The organism is Kitasatospora sp. NPDC088783 (assembly GCF_044750705.1).
Classification (GTDB): Bacteria; Actinomycetota; Actinomycetes; order Streptomycetales; family Streptomycetaceae; genus Kitasatospora; species Kitasatospora fiedleri.
The window spans coordinates 94,566-113,755 of the sequence record NZ_JBIVKJ010000004.1 but is presented as its reverse complement, the minus strand read 5'-3'; the positions used below and the strand labels follow the sequence as shown (position 1 = coordinate 113,755).

General features: G+C 74.8%; 19 protein-coding genes and 2 tRNA genes. 15 read left to right on the top strand and 6 right to left on the bottom strand.

Translation table 11 applies throughout. From position 1 onward, the window contains the following. Positions 1-267 precede the first annotated feature (267 nt). The 4 genes from ACIP60_RS12890 to pyrE all read left to right on the top strand — a co-directional run bounded on the left by ACIP60_RS12890 (position 268) and on the right by pyrE (position 4,297). Positions 268-903, top strand: coding sequence for a DUF2617 family protein (locus tag ACIP60_RS12890; RefSeq protein ID WP_400682912.1), 636 nt, complete (start codon positions 268-270; stop codon positions 901-903). 79 nt (positions 904-982) lie between these two features. Continuing rightward, positions 983-2,695, top strand: coding sequence for a spermidine synthase (locus ACIP60_RS12885; protein WP_400682909.1), 1,713 nt, complete (start codon positions 983-985; stop codon positions 2,693-2,695). Positions 2,696-2,844: 149 nt separating this feature from the next. Further along, on the top strand, positions 2,845-3,726 hold the full coding sequence (locus ACIP60_RS12880) for a CoxG family protein (protein ID WP_400682906.1): 882 nt from the start codon (positions 2,845-2,847) through the stop codon (positions 3,724-3,726). Positions 3,727-3,760: 34 nt separating this feature from the next. Continuing rightward, positions 3,761-4,297, top strand: coding sequence for an orotate phosphoribosyltransferase (gene pyrE / locus ACIP60_RS12875; RefSeq protein WP_014136939.1), 537 nt, complete (start codon positions 3,761-3,763; stop codon positions 4,295-4,297). Positions 4,298-4,449: 152 nt separating this feature from the next. Here pyrE and ACIP60_RS12870 read toward each other — a convergent pair whose 3' ends face one another. After that, positions 4,450-5,172, bottom strand: coding sequence for a DedA family protein (locus ACIP60_RS12870; RefSeq protein ID WP_100837280.1), 723 nt, complete (start codon positions 5,170-5,172; stop codon positions 4,450-4,452). A 267-nt stretch (positions 5,173-5,439) separates the two neighbouring features. On the opposite strand from ACIP60_RS12870, the gene fbaA reads away from it, so the two are divergent. From fbaA to ACIP60_RS12850, 4 genes are all read left to right on the top strand, one after another. Continuing rightward, on the top strand, positions 5,440-6,462 hold the full coding sequence (gene fbaA / locus ACIP60_RS12865) for a class II fructose-bisphosphate aldolase (protein ID WP_100837279.1): 1,023 nt from the start codon (positions 5,440-5,442) through the stop codon (positions 6,460-6,462). A gap of 155 nt (positions 6,463-6,617) precedes the next feature. Next, positions 6,618-7,043 carry a DUF3151 domain-containing protein gene (locus ACIP60_RS12860; RefSeq protein WP_400682902.1) on the top strand — a complete coding sequence of 142 codons (426 nt, stop codon included), beginning with the start codon at positions 6,618-6,620 and terminating at the stop codon, positions 7,041-7,043. A gap of 288 nt (positions 7,044-7,331) precedes the next feature. Then, a complete protein-coding gene (locus ACIP60_RS12855; RefSeq protein WP_400682900.1) occupies positions 7,332-8,171 on the top strand; it encodes a DUF3152 domain-containing protein in 840 nt (279 codons plus the stop codon). 100 nt (positions 8,172-8,271) lie between these two features. Then, positions 8,272-9,126: a nucleic acid/nucleotide deaminase domain-containing protein gene (locus ACIP60_RS12850; protein ID WP_400682898.1), complete on the top strand. Its 855-nt coding sequence runs from the start codon at positions 8,272-8,274 to the stop codon at positions 9,124-9,126. Between the two features lie 9 nt (positions 9,127-9,135). On the opposite strand, the gene ACIP60_RS12845 is transcribed toward ACIP60_RS12850, so the two are convergent. From ACIP60_RS12845 to purS, 4 genes are all read right to left on the bottom strand, one after another. After that, positions 9,136-9,948, bottom strand: a complete 813-nt coding sequence (locus ACIP60_RS12845; RefSeq protein WP_199528305.1) for a maleylpyruvate isomerase family mycothiol-dependent enzyme — start codon at positions 9,946-9,948, stop codon at positions 9,136-9,138. A gap of 78 nt (positions 9,949-10,026) precedes the next feature. Then, a complete protein-coding gene (gene purL, locus ACIP60_RS12840; RefSeq protein ID WP_100837275.1) occupies positions 10,027-12,282 on the bottom strand; it encodes a phosphoribosylformylglycinamidine synthase subunit PurL in 2,256 nt (751 codons plus the stop codon). Next, positions 12,282-12,959, bottom strand: a complete 678-nt coding sequence (gene purQ, locus ACIP60_RS12835) for a phosphoribosylformylglycinamidine synthase subunit PurQ (protein ID WP_400682895.1) — start codon at positions 12,957-12,959, stop codon at positions 12,282-12,284. Before purQ ends, purL begins: the two co-directional genes overlap by 1 nt. Continuing rightward, positions 12,956-13,213: a phosphoribosylformylglycinamidine synthase subunit PurS gene (gene purS / locus ACIP60_RS12830; RefSeq protein WP_100837273.1), complete on the bottom strand. Its 258-nt coding sequence runs from the start codon at positions 13,211-13,213 to the stop codon at positions 12,956-12,958. The genes purQ and purS overlap by 4 nt, the downstream gene beginning before the upstream one ends. Before the next feature lie 410 nt (positions 13,214-13,623). On the opposite strand from purS, the gene ACIP60_RS12825 reads away from it, so the two are divergent. From ACIP60_RS12825 to ACIP60_RS12795, 7 genes are all read left to right on the top strand, one after another. Further along, positions 13,624-13,941: an Lsr2 family protein gene (locus ACIP60_RS12825; protein WP_014136949.1), complete on the top strand. Its 318-nt coding sequence runs from the start codon at positions 13,624-13,626 to the stop codon at positions 13,939-13,941. Positions 13,942-14,092: 151 nt separating this feature from the next. Beyond that, positions 14,093-14,165 (top strand) — tRNA-Gly (locus tag ACIP60_RS12820). A 54-nt stretch (positions 14,166-14,219) separates the two neighbouring features. Then, positions 14,220-14,292, top strand: a tRNA-Gly gene (locus ACIP60_RS12815). A 203-nt stretch (positions 14,293-14,495) separates the two neighbouring features. Further along, positions 14,496-15,479 (top strand): ABC transporter ATP-binding protein, encoded by a 984-nt coding sequence (locus ACIP60_RS12810; protein ID WP_400682891.1) that lies wholly within the window; start codon positions 14,496-14,498, stop codon positions 15,477-15,479. Next, positions 15,476-16,339: an ABC transporter permease gene (locus ACIP60_RS12805; RefSeq protein WP_400682889.1), complete on the top strand. Its 864-nt coding sequence runs from the start codon at positions 15,476-15,478 to the stop codon at positions 16,337-16,339. Before ACIP60_RS12810 ends, ACIP60_RS12805 begins: the two co-directional genes overlap by 4 nt. 36 nt (positions 16,340-16,375) lie before the next feature. Next, positions 16,376-17,620 carry a sensor histidine kinase gene (locus ACIP60_RS12800; protein WP_400682886.1) on the top strand — a complete coding sequence of 415 codons (1,245 nt, stop codon included), beginning with the start codon at positions 16,376-16,378 and terminating at the stop codon, positions 17,618-17,620. Beyond that, a complete protein-coding gene (locus tag ACIP60_RS12795) occupies positions 17,617-18,231 on the top strand; it encodes a response regulator (RefSeq protein ID WP_400682883.1) in 615 nt (204 codons plus the stop codon). Before ACIP60_RS12800 ends, ACIP60_RS12795 begins: the two co-directional genes overlap by 4 nt. Before the next feature lie 43 nt (positions 18,232-18,274). Here ACIP60_RS12795 and ACIP60_RS12790 read toward each other — a convergent pair whose 3' ends face one another. Further along, entirely contained in the window at positions 18,275-19,174 is a 900-nt protein-coding gene (locus tag ACIP60_RS12790) for a phosphoribosylaminoimidazolesuccinocarboxamide synthase (protein ID WP_400682881.1), read from the bottom strand. Positions 19,175-19,190: the final 16 nt, after the last annotated feature.

The following is a 19,190-nucleotide window of genomic DNA, read 5'->3' as shown; positions in this document are numbered from 1 at the left end:
GCGCAGTAGCGCACGGTGGGCAGAGTACAACCCGGGACCGATCACACCCAGTCGGGCACGGGCCCCAGAACGGTGAATGAGTGCCAAACATGGGTAAATCCCTGACGGACCCGGAGAATTCGTGCTTCTCTGCTGCTGAATCTCCAGCCGGAATCCTTCCTTCCACGGTCGGCAGCGCCCCGGATCGGACAGTCTGGAACAGCCTCAAGGATGAGGGCGGACTCCGGTCGCAGGGGGCGCGCACGGAGCTGAAACGCGGAGCCGAGCATGCTCACCACCCTGCAGACCTCCTACACGGACACCCGCGCCGGCGACCTGGCCTGGCAGCTGGGCGGCGAACCGCTGCCCGCGCTGGCCGTCCGCGACCTCAGACTCGACAGCGCCTGCGGTGCCCCGGGCGGCCTCCGGGGCACCCTCCAGCTGCGGCTGCTGGGCGCCTCGCACCAGGTGGTGCTGGCGGCCGGTCCGGGCGACTGCCTGGAGACGGTGGCCTGCCTGCCGGGCCGCCGCACCCCGCTGCCGGCCCGGGTCGCGGAGCAGGTGGCCGGCTGGGAGTACGAGTTCGCCGCCCGGATCGAGGAGCTGCCGCCGTACGTGTTCGAGGCCCGCGCCCAGGAGCTGCTGGCCCTGGTCGAGGGGCACCCGCGGGCGCTGGCGGGCGTCTTCCCCGGCGATCCGAGCGCGTTCACCGCCCTCGTCGCGCACTGCGAGGACCGCCGGGTGCACTGGCGGACGTGGCACGCCTACCCGCAGGAGGGCCGGCTGGTGTGCACCCGCTCCTCGCTCTCGCTGCCCGGCGACGGCCCGCTCGCGGCGGCGGGAGCGGCGACGGGGACGACGGCGGGGGCGGCGGCGGGAACGACGACGGGTGCGCGGGTGGGAGCGGCGCAGGTCGGCTGGTGACCGGCCGTCAATCCGGCACCCCGCCCTGTCCCCCGGATGGGTGCAGCCATTCACCCGGGCTCTCGCCTAGCGTTCATTCATGATCAACCACCCGGTCGGACGACCCGCGCAGCCGGGTCCGGACGCCACCTCGCCGCCGACCCCGACCCCGCCCGCGGCCGACCCCCGGCCCACCGCCCCCCGCGCCACGGGCCCCGGGGGCGCGGGCCCCGGGGGCGCGGTCCGGGCCGGCGGCGCCATACGGCCGGCGCTGGCCCCCCGTCCGGCCCGGGTCCTGGTGCTGCTGGCCGCGTTCGTCTGCGCGGCCTGCGGCCTGGTGTACGAACTCGAACTGGTCGCCCTCGGCGGCTACCTGCTGGGCGACTCGGTCACCCAGACCTCCGTGGTGCTGTCGGTGATGGTGTTCGCGATGGGCGTCGGCTCGCTGCTCGCCAAGGGCCTCACCCGCCGCCCGGCCACCTCCTTCGCCCTGGTCGAGTACGCGCTCTCCCTGGTCGGCGGCCTGTCCGCGCTCGCCCTGTACTGCGGCTGGGCCTGGCTGCACCAGCCGCGCGCCACCCTGGTGGCGCTGATCGCCACCACCGTGCTGATCGGCCTGCTGATCGGCGCGGAGATCCCGCTGCTGATGACGCTGATCCAGCGGATCCGGCAGGAGCACGCCGGCCGCGCCGTCGCCGACCTGTTCGCCGCCGACTACGTGGGCGCGCTGATCGGCGGCCTGGCCTTCCCGTTCGTGCTGCTGCCCGCGCTCGGCCAGGTCGCCGGGGCGCTGCTGACCGGCGCGGTGAACGCGGTGGCGGGCGCCGCCGTGGTGCTCTGGCTGTTCCGCGCCGAGCCCGCCCCGCGCACCCGGCTGCTGCTGTGGACCGGCTGCGGCCTGGTGCTCGCCCTGCTCGCGCTGGCCGCCGCCTGCACCGGGGCGATCGAGCGCGCCGCCCGGCACGCGCTGTACGGCGGCCCGATCCGGTTCGCCGCCCAGAGCCGCTACCAGGAGATCGTGCTGACCGGCGGCGCGGACGCCCCGCCCCGGGTGCCCGCGCAGCGCGCCGCGCCGCCGCTGGAGCTGTTCCTGGACGGCCGGCTGGCGGTCTGCGGCCCCGACGAGTACCGCGACCACGAGGCGCTGGTGCGCCCCGCGCTGGCCGCCGGGCCGAGCGGCCGGGTGCTGGTGCTGGGCGGCGACGGCCTGGCGCTGCGCGAGGTGCTGCGGCACCCGGCGGTGCGCAGCGTGCTGGTGGTGGAGCGGGACGCCGAGCTGCCCGCGCTGGCCCGCCGGGACGCCGCGTTCGCCGCGCTCACCGAGCACTCCTTCGACGACCCGCGGGTGCGGCTGGTGCAGGCCGAGCCGATGGGCTGGCTGCGCGGGTCCGCCGAGCGGTTCGACGTGATCGTCTCGGACCTGGACGGCGAGGCCGCGGGCGGCAAGTACCGCTCCCTGGAGTTCTTCGGCCTGGCCGCCGGGCGGCTGGCCCCCGGGGGCCGGCTGGCGGTCCGCGGCGGGGCGCCGGACGCCCCGGCCGGCGGGCTGTGGGCGGCCGAGTCCGGGCTGGTCGCGGCGGGCCTGTCGGCCGTCGCCTACCAGGCCGGCGCGCCGTCCGCCGAGGACTGCGGGGGGGCCGGCCCGGCGGCGGCCTTCCTGCTGGCCGCCCGGACCGCCCCCGCGCTGGGCCTGGCTCCGGACGCCCCGGCCCCGCGCTCGCTGACGGTGCCCGCGCTGCGGGCCGCCGAGGCCCGGCTGGCGGCCGGCCGCCCGTCCCCGCTGCCGCCGCCGCACACCCTGCTGGGGCCCTGAACCCGCCCGACCGGCCGGGGAGTTCGGCGCGCGCGCCGGGCGGCGGGGGCGGCCGGGGCCGGGGCGCGGTGCGTCCATTGGCAGGTTGGTCGGCCCGGCTTCGCGTGGAGGGCTCGGCACGGCGGCGGGCGGTCGGTAGGCTCGCCGGTATGGAGCATGAGGTTGTCGTCCCGCTGCCCGCCGAGGTGGTCCGGGAGGCGCTGCTGGACCGCGAGCTGGTGGCCCGCTGCGTGCCGGGGCTGAGCGCGGTCGCGTCGGCGTCCGCGCCCGCGGGGGCCGACAGCCGGCTCAGGGTCAGGGTCGCCGGGTCCACCGTCACCTTCGCCGGTCGGCTGACCGTGGACGGCTGGCGGGACGGCGCGCTCGCCCTGCGGCTGAGCGGCGAGGAGATCCGCGGCGCGGCCCCGGCGGCCGCCGGGCTGCGGATCACCCTGGCCGAGCGCCCCGGCGAGACCGCGATCCGCTTCGCCACCGAGCTGACCGCCTCCGGGCGGCTGGCCGGTTTCGAGGCCGAGGCGCTGGAGTCGACCGGCCGCCGACTGATCGACCGGGCGGTGGCGGCGCTGGTCGCCGAGCTGTCCGAACCCGCCGAGCCGGACGGCGACGAGGCGGACGACGACCCGTCCGACGGCGCGACGGTGGTCTTCCTGGACGACCGCGAGCGCGGCCAGGACCTCGACGACGACCTCTCCGACCTGATCTCCTTCGACGACGCGGACGACCTGCCCGCCCCGGTGCCGGCCGCCTCCCGCCCCGAGCCCGGGTACGACCAGGAGGGCGCCCCGGTGCGGCGCAGCATCGTCGGCCGCTCCGCCGAGGAGGTCGACCACGCCCCGCCGCACGGCCGGTACGCGCCCGCCCCGCCGGCCCACAGCGCCCGGGCCCGGGCGGCCTCCCGCTGGGGCGGCGCCGAGCCGACGCTGCTGCCCGGCGCGGTCGGCGAGCGCAACGCGCTGCCGTGGATGATCGGCGGCGGGGTCGCGCTGATCGGCGGCGCGGTGGTGCTGGTCCGGGCCCTGCGGCGGCGCTGAGCGCCCCGGTGGGCACCCACTAAGCTGGCTGTCCATGAGCAACGACCGGGACGCCCTGCTGGCGCAGATCAAGGACAAGGCCGTCGTGCACGGCAAGGTCACCCTCTCCTCCGGCCGGGAGGCCGACTACTACGTCGACCTGCGCCGGATCACGCTGGACGCGGAGGCGGCGCCGCTGGTCGGCACGGTGATGCTGGACGCGGCGGCGGACCTGGAGTTCGACGCGGTGGGCGGCCTGACCCTGGGCGCCGACCCGGTGGCCGCGGCGATGCTGCACGCGGCGGCGGCCCGCGGCCGCAAGCTGGACGCGTTCGTGGTCCGCAAGGCGGGCAAGGCGCACGGCCTGCAGCGCCGGATCGAGGGCCCGGACGTGAAGGGCCGCCGGGTGCTGGCGGTGGAGGACACCTCGACCACCGGCGGCTCGGTGCTGACCGCCGTGGAGGCGCTGCGCGAGGCGGGCGCCGAGGTGGTCGGCGTCGCCGTGATCGTGGAGCGCGGCGCGGCCCCGGCGATCGCCGAGGCGGGCCTGCCGTACGTCACCGCGTACACCCTGGACGACCTGGGGCTGTGAGCCCCGTTCCGCGTTCCACGTGGAACAACGGCGAGGGCCCCGACCACCGGACGGTGATCGGGGCCCTCGCCGTTCGCCGGGGCGGTCGACCGGCCGTGGCCTCCGCGGGCCGACCGGCCCGACCGGCCGGCCGGTCGGGCCGGTCGCCGGGCTCAGTGCTTGCGGTGGCGGCCGGTGGGCACCGGCTCGTGCTCCGGCGCGACGGCGCCCGCGGCCGCCGCGGCCTTCTTCTTCTTCCGCTCGCGGATCACCTCGACGAAGATCGGCGAGACCGAGATCAGGATGATCAGCGCCATCGCCGGCAGCAGGTACTTGTCGATCACCGGGGCGAGCTGGTCGCCGGTGAAGTAGCCGATCAGCAGCATGGTCTCGGTCCACAGCACCGCGCCCACGACGTTCCAGACGAAGAAGGTCTTGGCGGGCATCTGCAGGGTGCCGGCGACCGGGTTGAGGAAGGTCCGCACGATCGGGATGAAGCGGGCCATCACCACGGCCTTGGCCGGGCCGAACTTCTCGAAGTACTCCTCCGCCTTCTCCACGTACTCGGGGCGCAGGATCTTCGAGTTCGGCTTGTCGAACATCCGCGGGCCGACCTTCCGGCCCAGCAGGTGCCCGAGCTGGGCGCCGACGACGGCGCAGATCGGCGCACCGACCAGCAGCAGGGCGATGTTCATCTGGGCGCCTTCGCCGAGCACCTTGTCGGCGGCGCTGGAGGCGGCGACACCGGCCAGGATGAGCAGCGAGTCACCGGGGAAGAAGAACCCGACCAGCAGGCCGGTCTCGGCGAAGATGATCGCCAGGATCCCGATGGCGCCGACGGAGGCGACGAGCGATTTGGCGTCAAGGACGTTGACGGCGAGCTGGATGTGTTCCACGCGCGCAGGATAGCCCGTACCGCTTTGCGAAGCCTTAACCGGCGGCCTCCGGAGCGGGGCGCGGGGGCGTCCGCCCGGTCGGCCGTCCCAAGTGGCGGGCCGCTGGGTGTGTCCCCGGGGGGAGTCTGGGAGGATGGCCGAGGTGTCCGGCCCGCGGTCGAGCTGCCACCCTCATCGCTCGTACCGCATCGATGTCGTGAACCACAGGCGTATCGAGCCTTCGGACAGCGTCGTCCGATCGCCCCACACCGACAGGAGCGGATTCGCATGCCCATCGCAACTCCCGAGGCCTACAACGAGATGCTCGACCGGGCCAAGGCGGGCAAGTTCGCCTACCCGGCCATCAACGTCACCTCGACGCAGACCCTGCACGCCGCCCTGCGCGGCTTCGCCGAGGCCGAGAGCGACGGCATCATCCAGATCTCCACGGGTGGTGCGGAGTTCCTGGGTGGCCAGTACAACAAGGACATGGTGACCGGCGCGGTCGCGCTGGCCGAGTTCGCGCACATCGTCGCGGCCAAGTACGACATCACCGTGGCGCTGCACACCGACCACTGCCCGAAGGACAAGCTGGACGGCTACGTCCGCCCGCTGATCGCGATCTCCGCCGAGCGGGTGGCCCGCGGCGACAACCCGCTGTTCCAGTCGCACATGTGGGACGGCTCGGCCGAGACCCTGGCCGACAACCTGGCCATCGGCCAGGAGCTGCTGGCCCAGGCCGCCGCCGCCAGGATCATCCTCGAGGTCGAGATCACCCCGACCGGCGGCGAGGAGGACGGCGTCTCGCACGAGATCAACGACGAGCTGTACACCACCGTCTCCGACGCGGTGCGCACCGCCGAGGCGCTCGGCCTGGGTGAGAAGGGCCGCTACCTGCTGGCCGCCTCGTTCGGCAACGTGCACGGCGTCTACAAGCCGGGCAACGTGGTGCTGCGTCCGGAGCTGCTCGCCGACCTGCAGGCCGAGATCGGCAAGCAGTACGGCAAGCAGGACCCGTTCGACTTCGTCTTCCACGGCGGCTCCGGCTCCACCGAGCAGGAGATCCTGACCGCGCTGGAGAACGGCGTCGTCAAGATGAACCTCGACACCGACACCCAGTACGCCTTCACCCGCCCCGTCGTGGACCACGTGTTCCGCAACTACGACGGCGTGCTGAAGGTCGACGGCGAGGTCGGCCGGAAGAACACCTACGACCCGCGCACCTGGGGCAAGCTGGCCGAGGCCGGCATGGCCCACCGCGTCACCGAGGCCGCGCAGCAGCTGCGCTCGGCCGGCAAGCGCATGAAGTGAGCGCGTGAAGTAAGGCGACCGGGCGCCCGCGCGTCCGGGCGTCCGCCGTCGGAGCCCCCGCCCCGTCCCCGTCCGCGGGGGGAGCGGGGGCTCCGCCGTTCCGGTCCGGTCCGCCCCGGTCACCCGGCCGGGTCCGGATGGCAGACTGGCACACCATGGAGATGCACAAGAACCTGCTCGACGGCCCCGAGCCGACCCTCCTGCCCGAGGAGGAGCAGCCCTACCGGATGCTCGCCGAGGAGTCGGCCTCGCCGACCCAGGTCGCCGCCGAGTACCCGGCGTTCTGCCTGGCCTGGGCGATGCTCGCGGACGACGCCTTCGCGGCCGGCCGGACGGTGGAGTCCTACGCCTACGCCCGCACCGGCTACCACCGCGGCCTCGACGCCCTGCGCCGCAGCGGCTGGCACGGCCACGGCCCCGTCCCGTGGGAGCACCGCGGCAACCGCGGCTTCCTGCGCTGCCTGGCGGCGCTCGCCCGGGCGGCCGGAGCGATCAAGGAGACCGAGGAGGAGGCCCGCTGCTGGCAGTTCCTGAAGGACAGCAGCGCCGAGGCGTACACCGTGCTCAAGCAGGAGCACTAGGCACCCGCACGTCGTCCGGACGGGCCGCCCCCACCGCGGGGGCGGCCCGTTCCCGTCCGGGGAGGGGAACGGCGCGCCTCGCGCTGAGCCGGCGGGGACGACGTGCCGGTACGTGTCGGTACGCGCCGGGGAGGGGGCGGGAGCGCCGCGCCCGGTCACGGCCGGATCGGGCCGGATCGGGACGGGGCCGGAACCAAGCGGCGCCATACCGCGTATGTAGACGGTACGGCACGGGTGTGCGAACGCACCGTCCGCGCCGCCCCGTCGTCGCCCCGAGGAAGCCGCCAGATGCGCGCAGCCCACCGAACGCCACGCCGCCGCGCCCGCCGCCGGCCGGCCCTCGCCCTGGGCTGCGCCACGGCCCTGGCCGTCCTGGGCACGGCCGGGTACGGCGCCCTGCGGCTGGACTTCCGGCACCACCCCGCCGACACCGCGACCACCCAGGCCCGGGCCGTCCCGCCGCCGGCCGCGTCCCCCGCCTCCCCCGCGCCGTCGGCTCCCCCACCCGCCGCCGACCCGCCCCCGGCCGACCCGCCCCCGGCCGGCGCGCCGCCGGGGATCGTCGTCCACGGCGGCGGCGCCTTCACCACGGCCACCGCCACCAGCGGCCGGGTCGGCACCGGGGCGACCCTGCGCCGCTACCGGGTGGAGGTCGAGGACGGCATCGGCATCGACCCGAACGCCGCCGCGGCCACCGTCCAGGCCATCCTGTCCGACCCGCGCGGCTGGACCGCCGACCGGCGCGACAGCTTCCAGCTGGTCTCCTCCGACAGCTACGACTTCACCGTGAAGATCGCCTCCCCCGACACCGCGGACGCGGTCTGCGCGACCGGCGGCCTCGACACCCGGGGCGAGGTGAACTGCGACGTCGGCAAGCAGGTGGTGGTCAACTCCAAGCGCTGGCTGACCGGTTCGCCGCAGTTCGACGGCGCCCTGGACGACTACCGGGCGCTGATCGTCAACCACGAGGTCGGCCACCGGATCGGCCACGGCCACCAGGCCTGCCCCGGCCCGGGCAAGCCCGCCCCCGCGATGATGCAGCAGATCTACGGCCTCAAGGGCTGCGTCGCCAACGCCTGGCCGTACGACGCCCGGGGCACCTACCTCGACGGCCCGCCCGCCCCCTGAACCCCGGCACCCCGCAGTGCCCCGCGGGTGGCTCACTAAGCTGGCGGCAGGAGGCCCGCCGGACCCGGTCGGCCCCCGCGACCCGATCGACCGGAGCACCATGACCACCGACCTCGCCCAGCGCCTGCTCGACCGCTTCGGACCGGACGGCCTGCACCGCCCCGACCCCGCCGCGCTCGCCGCCACCGCCGTCCCCGCCGGGGCGGCGGCGCTGCTCTCCGGCGCCGGCCTGCCGCTGCGGGTCGGGCCGTACTTCACCGCCGACCCCGGCCGTCCGCTCCGGCTCGCCGACTGGGCCCGCGCGGCCGGGCTGTCCGCGGCCGGGCGGCCCGAGGCGGACTGGGCGCGGCTGGGCAGCGACCGCGGCGCCGAGCTGTGCGTGGACGGCGAGGGCCGGGTCCGGGCGGTGTACCTGGCCTTCCGGGGGCCGTCCGTCCCGGTCGACGCCACCCTGGGCGCGTTCCTCGACAACCTGTGCACGCTGGAGGAGAACCTGCGGGCGCTGGCCGGGGCCGAGCGGCCGGACGAGGTCTTCCGGCTGTTCTCGGCGGCGGAGGGCCGGATGCGCGGCACCGACCTGCGCGCCTTCGAGAGCGACGAGCAGTGGTGGCCCCGGGTGCTGGAGGACGTCCGGCACACCCGGGGCGTGCCCGGCTCCGCGGCGTTCAAGGTGCGCGGGCCGGACGGCGAGCCGCGGGTCGTCACCGCCCACGGCTCGCTCGCCCGGCACGCCGAGGAGGAGCTGTGGGAGCGGCTGGCCGCGGCCGGGGTCGACCCGCGGGACGTGGTCGAGGTCTACACCGAGCTGCAGTCCTGCGTGCTGCCCGGCCACTACTGCGCGCTGTGGATGGCCCGGACGTTCCCGAACGCCGAGTTCACCCACAGTCACGACTACGGCGACACGGCGGCCGAACGCGAGGCGGGCGTCCGGGAGTTGGCCGCCGCACTGGCCTAGGGCCCGTCTTCAGCCCAGCACCGGCAGGTAGCCGCTGAGGTCGCTGCGCTCGCCGCTGGCGGTGAGTGCGGTGTCGACGGCGTCGGCCCAGGCGGTCCGGCCGGTGGCGAGCCGGATCCAGGTCAGCGGGTCGGTCTCCACCACGTTCGGCGGGGTGCCCCGGGTGTGCCGGGGGCCCTCGACGGCCTGCACCACCGCGTACGGCGGGACGCGCAACTCGACGGCTCCGCCCGGCACCTGGACGGCGAAGGCGTCGGCGAGCAGCCGGGCCGCGGAGGCCAGCGCGAAGCGGTCGTGCGGGAAGGGGTCGAGGCCGAGGGCGGCGGCCAGGTCGTCGCCGTGCACCACGGTCTCGACCAGCCGGGTGACCAGGAAGTCGGCCAGGGCCATCGGCCCGAACCGCATCGGGATGACCAGGTCGGGCCGCCGCCCGTCCGCGCTGTCCAGGGCCTTCCACAACTCGCCGATCTGCCGGTCGAGTTCGCCGGACACCTGGGCGGCGTCGCCGGAGAACTGCTCGGCCACCAGCTCGACGGCGGTGGCGTTGACGGCGGTGGCCGCGGTCCTGGTCCGGGACGCCCAGTGCAGCGGGGTGATCGGGGCCTGCGGCGGCAGCGGGTCGTGCAGGTGCAGCGGCACCCAGCTGACCACCATGCCGAGGTGGGCGACGAGTTCGCGCACCCGCCACTCCCCCAGCCGGGTGGGCCGGGCGAGCTGTCCGTCGTCCAGGGCGCGGACGGCGGCGGAGATCGCGTCGAGCTGCCCGGTGAGCGCGGCACGCACCTTCACCGGGTCGTAGGTTCGGGTCTTCACGGTGGGCATGCCCCGCAGCGTACAAAACGCCGCGGGGCGGCCGGCCCGGAAGCACCGGACCGGCCGTCCCGCGGGGTTGACGCGCCGTCAGGCGAGCAGCGCCTCGATGACGCCGGTGTGGGCGTCGCGCAGCTCGGCCAGGGTGACGGTGAACTGGCCCTGGACCTCCAGCGCCTCGCCGTCGACCACGCCGATCCGGGCGGCGGGCAGGCCGCGGGCGCCGCACATGTCGTTGAACCGGAGCTCCTCGCTGCGCGGGACGGCCACCACGGCGCGACCGGCGGACTCGGAGAACAGGAACACGAACGGGTCGACGCCCTCGGGGACGACGACGCGGGCGCCGTTGCCGCCCTTGAGGCAGCTCTCCACCAGGGCCTGCGCGAGGCCGCCGTCGGAGAGGTCGTGCGCGGCGTCGACCATGCCGTCGCGGGAGGCGGCGATCAGGATCTCGCCGAGCAGCCGCTCGCGCTCCAGGTCGACCTTGGGCGGCAGGCCGCCGAGGTGGCCGTGCACGACCTGCGACCAGGCGGAGCCGCCCAGTTCGTCGGCGGTGTCGCCGAGCAGGTAGAGCAGCTGGCCCTCCTCGGCGAAGCCGACCGGGGTGCGCCGGGTGACGTCGTCGATGACGCCGAGCACCGCGACCACCGGGGTCGGGTGGATGGCGACGTCGCCGGTCTGGTTGTACAGCGAGACGTTGCCGCCGGTGACGGGGGTGCCGAGCACCTGGCAGGCGTCGGCCAGGCCGCGGGTGGCCTCGGCGAACTGCCACATCACGTCCGGGTCCTCGGGGGAGCCGAAGTTGAGGCAGTCGGAGACCGCGAGCGGCTTGGCGCCGCCGGCCGCGACGTTGCGGTACGCCTCGGCGAGGGCCAGCTGGGCGCCGGTGTACGGGTCCAGCTTGGCGTAGCGGCCGTTGCCGTCGGTGGCGACCGAGACGCCGAGGTTGGTCTCCTCGTCGATCCGGATCATGCCGGAGTCCTCGGGGGTGGCGAGCACCGTGTTGCCCAGCACGTAGCGGTCGTACTGGTCGGTGATCCACGCCTTGGACGCCTGGTTCGGCGAGCCGGCGACCTTGAGCAGCGCGTCCTTCAGCCCGGCGCCGTCGGTCGGGCGGGCGAGGCGCTCGGCGGTCGGGGCGTCGGCCTGGAGCGCGTCCTGCCAGGACGGGCGGGCGAACGGGCGGTGGTAGGTCGGGCCCTCGTGGGCGACGGTGCGCGGCGGCACGTCGACCACCAGCTCGCCGTGCCAGAAGATCTCCAGCCGCTCGCCGTCGGTCACCTCGCCGATGACGGTGGCGATGACGTCCCACTTCTCGCAGATCTCCAGGAAGCGGTCGACCTTGCCGGGCTCGACGATCGCGCACATGCGCTCCTGCGACTCGCTCATGAGGATCTCCTCCGGCGAGAGCGTGTGGTCGCGCAGCGGCACGGTGTCCAGCTCGATCCGCATGCCGCCGGTGCCGGCCGAGGCCAGCTCCGAGGTGGCGCAGGACAGGCCGGCGCCGCCGAGGTCCTGGATGCCCGCGACCAGGTCCTCCTTGAAGATCTCCAGGGTGCACTCGATGAGCAGCTTCTCCTGGAACGGGTCGCCGACCTGGACGGCGGGGCGCTTGGCCGGGCCGGTCGCGTCGAAGGTCTCCGAGGCGAGCACCGAGACGCCGCCGATGCCGTCGCCGCCGGTGCGGGCGCCGTACAGGATGACCTTGTTGCCGGGGCCGGACGCCTGCGCGAGGTGGATGTCCTCGTGCTTCATGACGCCCACGCAGAGCGCGTTGACCAGCGGGTTGCCCTGGTAGCAGGAGTCGAAGACGACCTCGCCGCCGATGTTCGGCAGGCCCAGGCAGTTGCCGTAGCCGCCGATGCCCGCGACGATCCCGGGCAGCACCCGGCGGGTGTCCGGGTGGTCGGCCGCGCCGAAGCGCAGCGGGTCCATCACGGCGACCGGGCGGGCGCCCATCGCCAGGATGTCGCGCACGATGCCGCCGATGCCGGTGGCCGCGCCCTGGTAGGGCTCGATGTACGACGGGTGGTTGTGCGACTCGACCTTGAAGGTGACCGCGTAGCCCTGGCCGACGTCCACGACGCCGGCGTTCTCGCCGATGCCGACCAGCATGGCGTCGTTCTCGGGGGCCTTCTCGCCGAACTGCTTGAGGTGGACCTTGGAGCTCTTGTACGAGCAGTGCTCCGACCACATCACCGAGTACATGGCGAGTTCGGCGCCGGTCGGGCGGCGGCCCAGGATCTCCCGGATCCGCGCGTACTCGTCCTGCTTGAGGCCGAGTTCGGCCCAGGGCTGGTCCGCGTCCGGGGTCTGTTCGGCGTTCTTTACCGTGTCGAGGCTCATCAGGCGTTCACCAGCTGCTTCAGGACGGAAGTGAAGAAGCCCAGGCCCTCGGTGGTCGGGCCGGTGAGCGGCTCCACGGCGTGCTCCGGGTGCGGCATCAGGCCGACGACATTGCCGGCCGCGTTGGTGATGCCGGCGATGTCGCGGTACGAACCGTTCGGGTTGACGTCCAGGTAACGGGCCACGATCCGGCCCTCCGCCTCCAGTTCGTCGAGGACGTGCCCGTCGGCGACGAACCGGCCCTCGCCGTTCTTCAGCGGAACGACGATTTCCTGGCCGGCCGAGTAATCCCGGGTCCAGGCGGTGTCGGCGTTCTCGATGCGGAGCTTCTGGTCGCGGCAGATGAAGTGCAGCGAGTCGTTCCGGGTGAGCGCGCCGGGCAGCAGGTGCGATTCGCACAGCACCTGGAAGCCGTTGCAGATACCGAGGACCGGCATTCCGAGCTTCGCCTGCTCGATGACGGTGTCCATCACCGGCGAGAAGCGGGAGATGGCGCCGCAGCGCAGATAGTCGCCGTAAGAGAATCCGCCGGGCAGGACGACGGCGTCGACCTGGTGGAGATCCTTGTCACGGTGCCAGAGGGCGACCGGCTCGGCGCCGGCCAGCCGGACCGCGCGCTGGGCGTCGCGGTCGTCGAGGGAGCCGGGGAAAGTGACGACGCCGACACGGGTGGTCACTTGGCGTCCCCGTCCTCGATCCGGACGGTGAAGTCCTCGATCACGGTGTTGGCGAGGAAGGTCTCGGCGGCCTCGCGGATGCGGGCGAGCGCGGCGTCGTCGACCGGCCCCTCCAGCTCCAACTCGAAACGCTTGCCCTGGCGGACGTCGGCGATCCCGGCGAACCCGAGACGCGGCAGTGCACGCTGCACCGCCTGGCCCTGGGGGTCGAGGATCTCCGGCTTGAGCATGACGTCGACTACGACGCGTGCCACTGGCACTCCCGGTGGTGATTGCGTGAAGGCGGGGGAACTCCAGACTACCTGGGCTGCGGGGCCCTCTTGCGGGCCACCAGCGGCAACGCGCGTAGACCCACACCCCTTACGCCCCAAGGGCAACCGGCCCCGGGCGGCTCCGGCGCGCACCCGATTTCGCCGGTTTAATCCCGTCTCCGGCGGGCGGGTATCCGCTCCGGAGGGAAGCACGTGAATATCCAGAAAAAAGGAATCCCCAACTCTACGATTTCACCGGCCTTCGGGTGCAGAATAGGGCGACCGGCAGCCGAACGCGCCGCATCTCGGCGTGGGCTCCCCTGCCCGCCGACGGATGCTGCGATCCCGGCCCAGCGGACCGGCGGGGCATCCGAGACCCCCGACGGCCGAATTGCCCGAGAGGATTGACACCCATGGCTCAGCGTGTAGTCGTCACGCTCTCCGACGATCTGGACGGCGGCACCGCCGCGGAAACCGTTCACTTCGGCGTGGACGGGAAGTCGTACGAGATCGACCTGTCCGCCGACAACGCGGAAAAGCTCCGGGAGGCCCTCGCCCCGTTCGTCGCCGCCGGTCGCCGGCAGAGCCGCAGCGGAAAGTCCTTCCGCCGCACCGCGCTCACCCCGGACCCGGCCGCCGTGCGCGCCTGGGCCCAGTCGAACGGGCACGAGCTGCCCGCCCGCGGCCGCATCCCGAAGCACGTCTACGAGGCGTTCGCCGAGAGCAACTGACCGTCGCCACGGGCCCGTTCCGGGCCCGCCGGCCTTCCCCGGCCGCACCGCCGGGGAAGGGTGGGGCGAGCAGGCCGATTGATGTTGTAGAGTATTTCTCGTCGCCGCAACCGGGGGAACCCGAGCGGGGCGGCCGGTGCCCAGGCACCGTGCGGACGTGGCTCAGTTGGTAGAGCATCACCTTGCCAAGGTGAGGGTCGCGAGTTCGAATCTCGTCGTCCGCTCGCAGTCAGCGTGAACAGACTGGTGCAGTAACGTGCGGTACAACTCCATATCCTGCGGACGTGGCTCAGTTGGTAGAGCATCACCTTGCCAAGGTGAGGGTCGCGAGTTCGAATCTCGTCGTCCGCTCCGGTTCCGAAGGCCCCCCTCCACCGAGGGGGGCCTTCGGCGTTCCCCGCCCCGTCCCTGCCCCCGCCCCCGCCCCCGCTCTCGCTCTCGCTCTCGCTCTCGCGGGCACCCTGACATTTGTCACCGCCGACCCGTGCGGACGCACCGGCGCGCGGTGACGGCCCGCACTACTGCCCGGCCCCGGCCGCCGGGAGGCTGGAGCCATGACCGACACCAGCCGTCCCCGCCCCGCCGTCGAGGCCCGCGGGCTGCACCGCCGCTACGGACCGTCCGGCCCGGCCGGGTTCGAGGCCGTCCGCGGCCTGGACCTCGACGTCGCCCCCGGCGAGCTGTTCGCCCTGCTGGGCACCAACGGCGCGGGCAAGACCTCCACCCTGGAGGTGCTGGAGGGCCTGGCCGCACCCAGCGGCGGCGAGGTCCGGGTACTCGGCCTGGACCCGCTGCGCGAGCGGGCCGCGCTGCGCCCGCGGATCGGCGTCATGCTCCAGGAGGGCGGCTTCCCCGGCGAACTGACCGTCGCCGAGACCGGCCGCTGCTGGGCCGGGCTGACCACCGGCGCCCGCGCCGTCGACGAGGCGCTCGACCTGGTCGGCCTGCTGCCCCGGCGCGCGGTGCGGGTCAAGCAGCTGTCCGGCGGCGAGCGCCGCCGGCTGGACCTGGCGACGGCCCTGCTCGGCCGCCCCGAGGTGCTGTTCCTGGACGAGCCGTCCACCGGGCTGGACCCGGAGGCCCGGGCCGCGGTGTGGCGGCTGATCCGTCAACTGCGGGCGGACGGCACCACGGTGGTGCTCACCACGCACTACCTGGAGGAGGCCGAGGAGCTCGCCGACCGGCTGGCGATCATGCACCACGGCCGGGTGGTCACCGGCGGCACGGTCGCCGAGGTGCTGGCCGCCCACCCGGCCCGGATCAGCTTCGAACTCCCCGAGCGCACCGGCCCGCACGCCTCGCTCGACCTGCCGGTCCTGCCCGGCGCGCGGCCGGAACTCGACGGCCGCCGGGTGCTGCTGCGCACCCCCGACCTCCAGGGCACCCTGACCGAGCTGCTCGGCTGGGCCGCCCGCCACCGGGTCGAGCTGGCCCGGCTGGACGCCCGCAGCGCCTCGTTGGAGGAGGCGTTCCTCGCCGTCGCCGCGTCCGGCGACCCCGCCCCCGCCCGCCCCGAGACCGCCGGACGTGCCGCATGACCACCGCCGCCCCCACTCCCGCCGCCCCCGCCGGGCGCACCGGCCCCACCGGCCCCGCCGCCGCCCGCCGCTCCCCCGCCGCCCGGCTGCTCGCCCTCGGCCGGGCCGAGGTCACCCTGCTGAGCCGCAACCGCACCGCCCTGTTCATGGCCCTGGTGCTGCCGCTGGTCCTGGTCGGCTCGCTCCGCTCGGCGCTGCGGGCCGCCGCCGAGCGCACCGGCGGGCTGGACGTGAACGCCAACCTGGTGACCAGCTCGATGGGCGTCGTCCTGCTGATCGTCGTCTACTGCAACCTGACCACCGCGTACACCGCCCGCCGCACCGACCTGGTGCTGAAGCGGCTGCGCACCGGCGAGGCCGCCGACGCCGAGATCCTGCTCGGCACCGCGCTCCCCTCGGTCGGGCTGGCCCTGCTCCAGTGCCTGCTGCTGGCCGTCGGCGGCGCGGCCGCGCTGCACCTGCGCGCCCCTGCGAACCCGCCGCTGGTGCTGCTCGGACTGGTCCTGTCCGCGGCCCTGCTGACCGCCCTGGCGGCACTGTCCAGCGCGGTGACCAGGAGCGTGGAGACGGCCGGCCTCACCACCCTGCCGCTGCTGCTGCTGGCGCAGCTCGGCTCCGGCCTGCTGATCCCGCTGGAGTCGCTGCCGGACGGGCTGGCGGACGCCTGCCGCCTGCTGCCGACCACCCCGGCCCTGCAACTGGTCCGGATCGGCTGGTTCGGCACCGACGGCACCGGCCCGTCCGAGGGCTTCCTCGGCAGCTGGGGCCCGGCCGCGCCGCCGCTGCTGCTCGCCCTGGTCTGGACCTCCGCCGCGGTCCGGGCGGCCGGGCGCTGGTTCCGCTGGGAGCCGCGCCGCTAGATTCTCCGGAGCCGTCGAGAAACGAGGAACCGAGCCGTGCGGGTCAGCCGACCACGACCGGTCCGCCGCTGGCGGGCCCTGTCCAAGCCGCAGCGCACCGAGCTGTACATGCGCTGGTCGCTGTACGCGGTGGCGGTGCTGCAGGTGTTCGCGGTGTACGGCCTGCTGGGCAGCGCGTACGGGCAGCGGCGGGCCTCGGCCGTCGAGCTGCGGGTCGAGGTGCCGGGCACGCTGCTGGCGGCGGCGCTGAACGTGGTGCTGGTGCGCACCGGGCTGCCCGCCTACCTGGGCCGCCGCCCGCACCCGTACGGCTGGGCGGCGGTGTCGGGCGCGGTGTCGGCGGCGCTGTCGGCGGCGGCCCTGCTGCTCGGGCCGCGCCCGCTGGACGGGGCGGAGACGTCCACGCCGGTGGCGGTCGTGACGATGACCTTCTGGATCGCCACCGCGCTCCTGGCCCTGCCGGTGCTCCGGGCGGTGGCGGCGGCGGTGGCCGGCCTGGCGGCAGTGGCGGTGGCGCTGCTGGCGGCGGGCGAGCCCGCCGGGTTCGTGCTGGGGGTGCTGCTCGGCTGCCTGATCGGCTCGACGACGGCCGGGGCCACCGCCCGCGGCTCGGCGTGGACCGCGAAGGTGGTCTGGGAGCTGGACGGGGCCCGGGAGACCCAGGCCCGGCTGGCGGTGGCCGAGGAGCGGCTGCGCTTCTCCCGGGACCTGCACGACGTGCTGGGCCGCAACCTGGCCACCATCGCGCTGAAGAGCGAGCTGGCGGTGCAGCTGGCCCGCCGTCAGCGCCCGGAGGCGGTGGACCAGATGACCGAGGTGCAGCGGATCGCGCAGGACTCGCAGCGCGAGGTCCGCGAGGTGGTGCGCGGCTACCGCACCGTCGAGCTGCACACCGAACTGGCCGGCGCCGCCTCGGTGCTGCGGGCGGCGAACGTCGACTGCCGCACCGAGCTGTCCGGCGCGGACGGCCTGCCCGCCGGGGCGCAGTCGGTGCTGGGCTGGGTGGTGCGGGAGGCGGCGACCAACGTGCTGCGGCACTCGGAGGCCGCGAACTGCCGCTTCCGGCTGCGGGTCTCCGGCGGGACGGCGCTGCTGGAGGTGGAGAACGACGGCGTGCCGGCCGTCCCGCCGCCGCGCGCGGAGGGCGCGGGCAGCGGGCTGCGCGGCCTGGGCGAGCGGCTGGCCGCGCACGGCGGCACCCTGACCGCGGCCGGCAGCGGCCCGGGGCGGTTCCGACTGACCGCCGAACTACCGACCACAGCGAGGGGATCCACGTCATGACCGGTCCGGTGCGGGTGCTGCTCGCGGACGACGAGCACCTGATCCGCGGCGCGCTGGCCGCGCTGCTCGCCCTGGAGGACGACCTGACGGTGGTCGCGGAGGCGGCGTCCGGCCCGGAGGCGCTGGCGATGGCCGCCGCGCACCGCCCGGACGTGGCGGTGCTGGACCTCCAGATGCCGGGCCTGGACGGCCTGGAGGTGGCGGCCGAGCTGCGCCACCGGCTGCCGGAGTGCCGGGTGATGATCGTGACCGGGCACGGCCGCCCCGGGTACCTGAAGCGGGCCCTGGAGGTCGGGGTGCGCGGCTTCCTGCCCAAGACCGTCTCGGCCTCCGACCTGGCCGGCATCATCCGCACCGTCCAGGCGGGCGGCCGCTACGTGGACCCGGAGCTGGCCGCGGAGGCGATCAGCGCGGGCGACTCCCCGCTGACCCCGCGCGAGACGGACGTGCTGGAGCTGGCCGCGGACGGCTCCCCGGTCGCCGAGATCGCCGAGCGGGCCGGGCTCTCCCCCGGCACGGTGCGCAACTACCTCTCCTCGGCCGCGGGCAAGCTCGGCGCGGAGAACCGGCACGCGGCGGTCCGGATCGCCCGCGAGCACGGCTGGCTGTAGGGAGCCCCGGGAGGGGACCCCTACAGCCGGCCGCGGCGGCGGGTCACTTCCAGTCGAGGCCGGTGAGCTTCTCGTACGCGTCGAGGTAGCGCTGCCGGGTGTGCGCGACGACCTCGTCGGGGAGCCGGGGCGGCGGGTTCTCGCTCCGGCGGTCCCAGCCGGAGGCGGGGGAGGTCAGCCAGTCGCGGATGATCTGCTTGTCGAAGGACGGCTGGTCCTGGCCGGGCCGCCACGCGTCGGCGGGCCAGAAGCGCGAGGAGTCGGGGGTGAGCACCTCGTCGCCGATCACCAACTCGCCGTCCAGCAGGCCGAATTCGAACTTGGTGTCGGCGAGGATCAGGCCGCGCTCGCGGGCGATGTCGCGGGCCCGGGAGTACACCGCGAGGGTGGTCTGGCGCAGGGTGGCGGCGAGTTCGGCGCCGATCCGGCGGGCGGTCTCCTCGTAGGAGACGTTCTCGTCGTGCTCGCCGACCTCGGCCTTGAGGGCGGGGGTGTAGATCGGGCCGGGCAGCTCGGAGCCGTTCTCCAGGCCCGCGGGCAGGCCGATGCCGCACACCGTCTGGTCGGCCCGGTACTCCTCCAGCCCGGAGCCGGCCAGGTAGCCGCGGGCGACGCACTCCACCGGCACCATGTCGAGGCTGCGGCAGACCAGGGTGCGCCCGGCCCAGTCGGCGGGGGCGCCCTCGGGCAGCTCGGTGGAGACGACGTGGTTGGGGACGATGTCGGCGATCCGCTCGAACCACCACAGCGAGAGCTGGGTGAGGACGCGGCCCTTGTCGGGGATCTCGTTGGGCAGCACCCAGTCGTACGCGGAGGTCCGGTCGCTGGCCACCATCACCAGGTTGCCGCTGCCGTCCCGGTACAGGTCGCGCACCTTGCCGGTGTGCAGGTGGACCAGGCCGGGCACCTGGACCGGCTCGGGCTTGGTGACGAATCCGCTCACGCTCAGTCAGTCCTCA

What these genes read in the sequence shown, in the direction of transcription:
- ACIP60_RS12890 (WP_400682912.1), top strand. Translation starts at nt 268, where the DNA reads ATGCTCACCACCCTGCAGACCTCCTACACGGACACCCGCGCCGGCGAC.
- ACIP60_RS12885 (WP_400682909.1), top strand. Translation starts at nt 983, where the DNA reads ATGATCAACCACCCGGTCGGACGACCCGCGCAGCCGGGTCCGGACGCC.
- ACIP60_RS12880 (WP_400682906.1), top strand. Translation starts at nt 2,845, where the DNA reads ATGGAGCATGAGGTTGTCGTCCCGCTGCCCGCCGAGGTGGTCCGGGAG.
- pyrE (WP_014136939.1), top strand. Translation starts at nt 3,761, where the DNA reads ATGAGCAACGACCGGGACGCCCTGCTGGCGCAGATCAAGGACAAGGCC.
- fbaA (WP_100837279.1), top strand. Translation starts at nt 5,440, where the DNA reads ATGCCCATCGCAACTCCCGAGGCCTACAACGAGATGCTCGACCGGGCC.
- ACIP60_RS12860 (WP_400682902.1), top strand. Translation starts at nt 6,618, where the DNA reads ATGGAGATGCACAAGAACCTGCTCGACGGCCCCGAGCCGACCCTCCTG.
- ACIP60_RS12855 (WP_400682900.1), top strand. Translation starts at nt 7,332, where the DNA reads ATGCGCGCAGCCCACCGAACGCCACGCCGCCGCGCCCGCCGCCGGCCG.
- ACIP60_RS12850 (WP_400682898.1), top strand. Translation starts at nt 8,272, where the DNA reads ATGACCACCGACCTCGCCCAGCGCCTGCTCGACCGCTTCGGACCGGAC.
- ACIP60_RS12845 (WP_199528305.1), bottom strand. Translation starts at nt 9,948, where the DNA reads ATGCCCACCGTGAAGACCCGAACCTACGACCCGGTGAAGGTGCGTGCC.
- purL (WP_100837275.1), bottom strand. Translation starts at nt 12,282, where the DNA reads ATGAGCCTCGACACGGTAAAGAACGCCGAACAGACCCCGGACGCGGAC.
- ACIP60_RS12825 (WP_014136949.1), top strand. Translation starts at nt 13,624, where the DNA reads ATGGCTCAGCGTGTAGTCGTCACGCTCTCCGACGATCTGGACGGCGGC.
- ACIP60_RS12810 (WP_400682891.1), top strand. Translation starts at nt 14,496, where the DNA reads ATGACCGACACCAGCCGTCCCCGCCCCGCCGTCGAGGCCCGCGGGCTG.
- ACIP60_RS12805 (WP_400682889.1), top strand. Translation starts at nt 15,476, where the DNA reads ATGACCACCGCCGCCCCCACTCCCGCCGCCCCCGCCGGGCGCACCGGC.
- ACIP60_RS12795 (WP_400682883.1), top strand. Translation starts at nt 17,617, where the DNA reads ATGACCGGTCCGGTGCGGGTGCTGCTCGCGGACGACGAGCACCTGATC.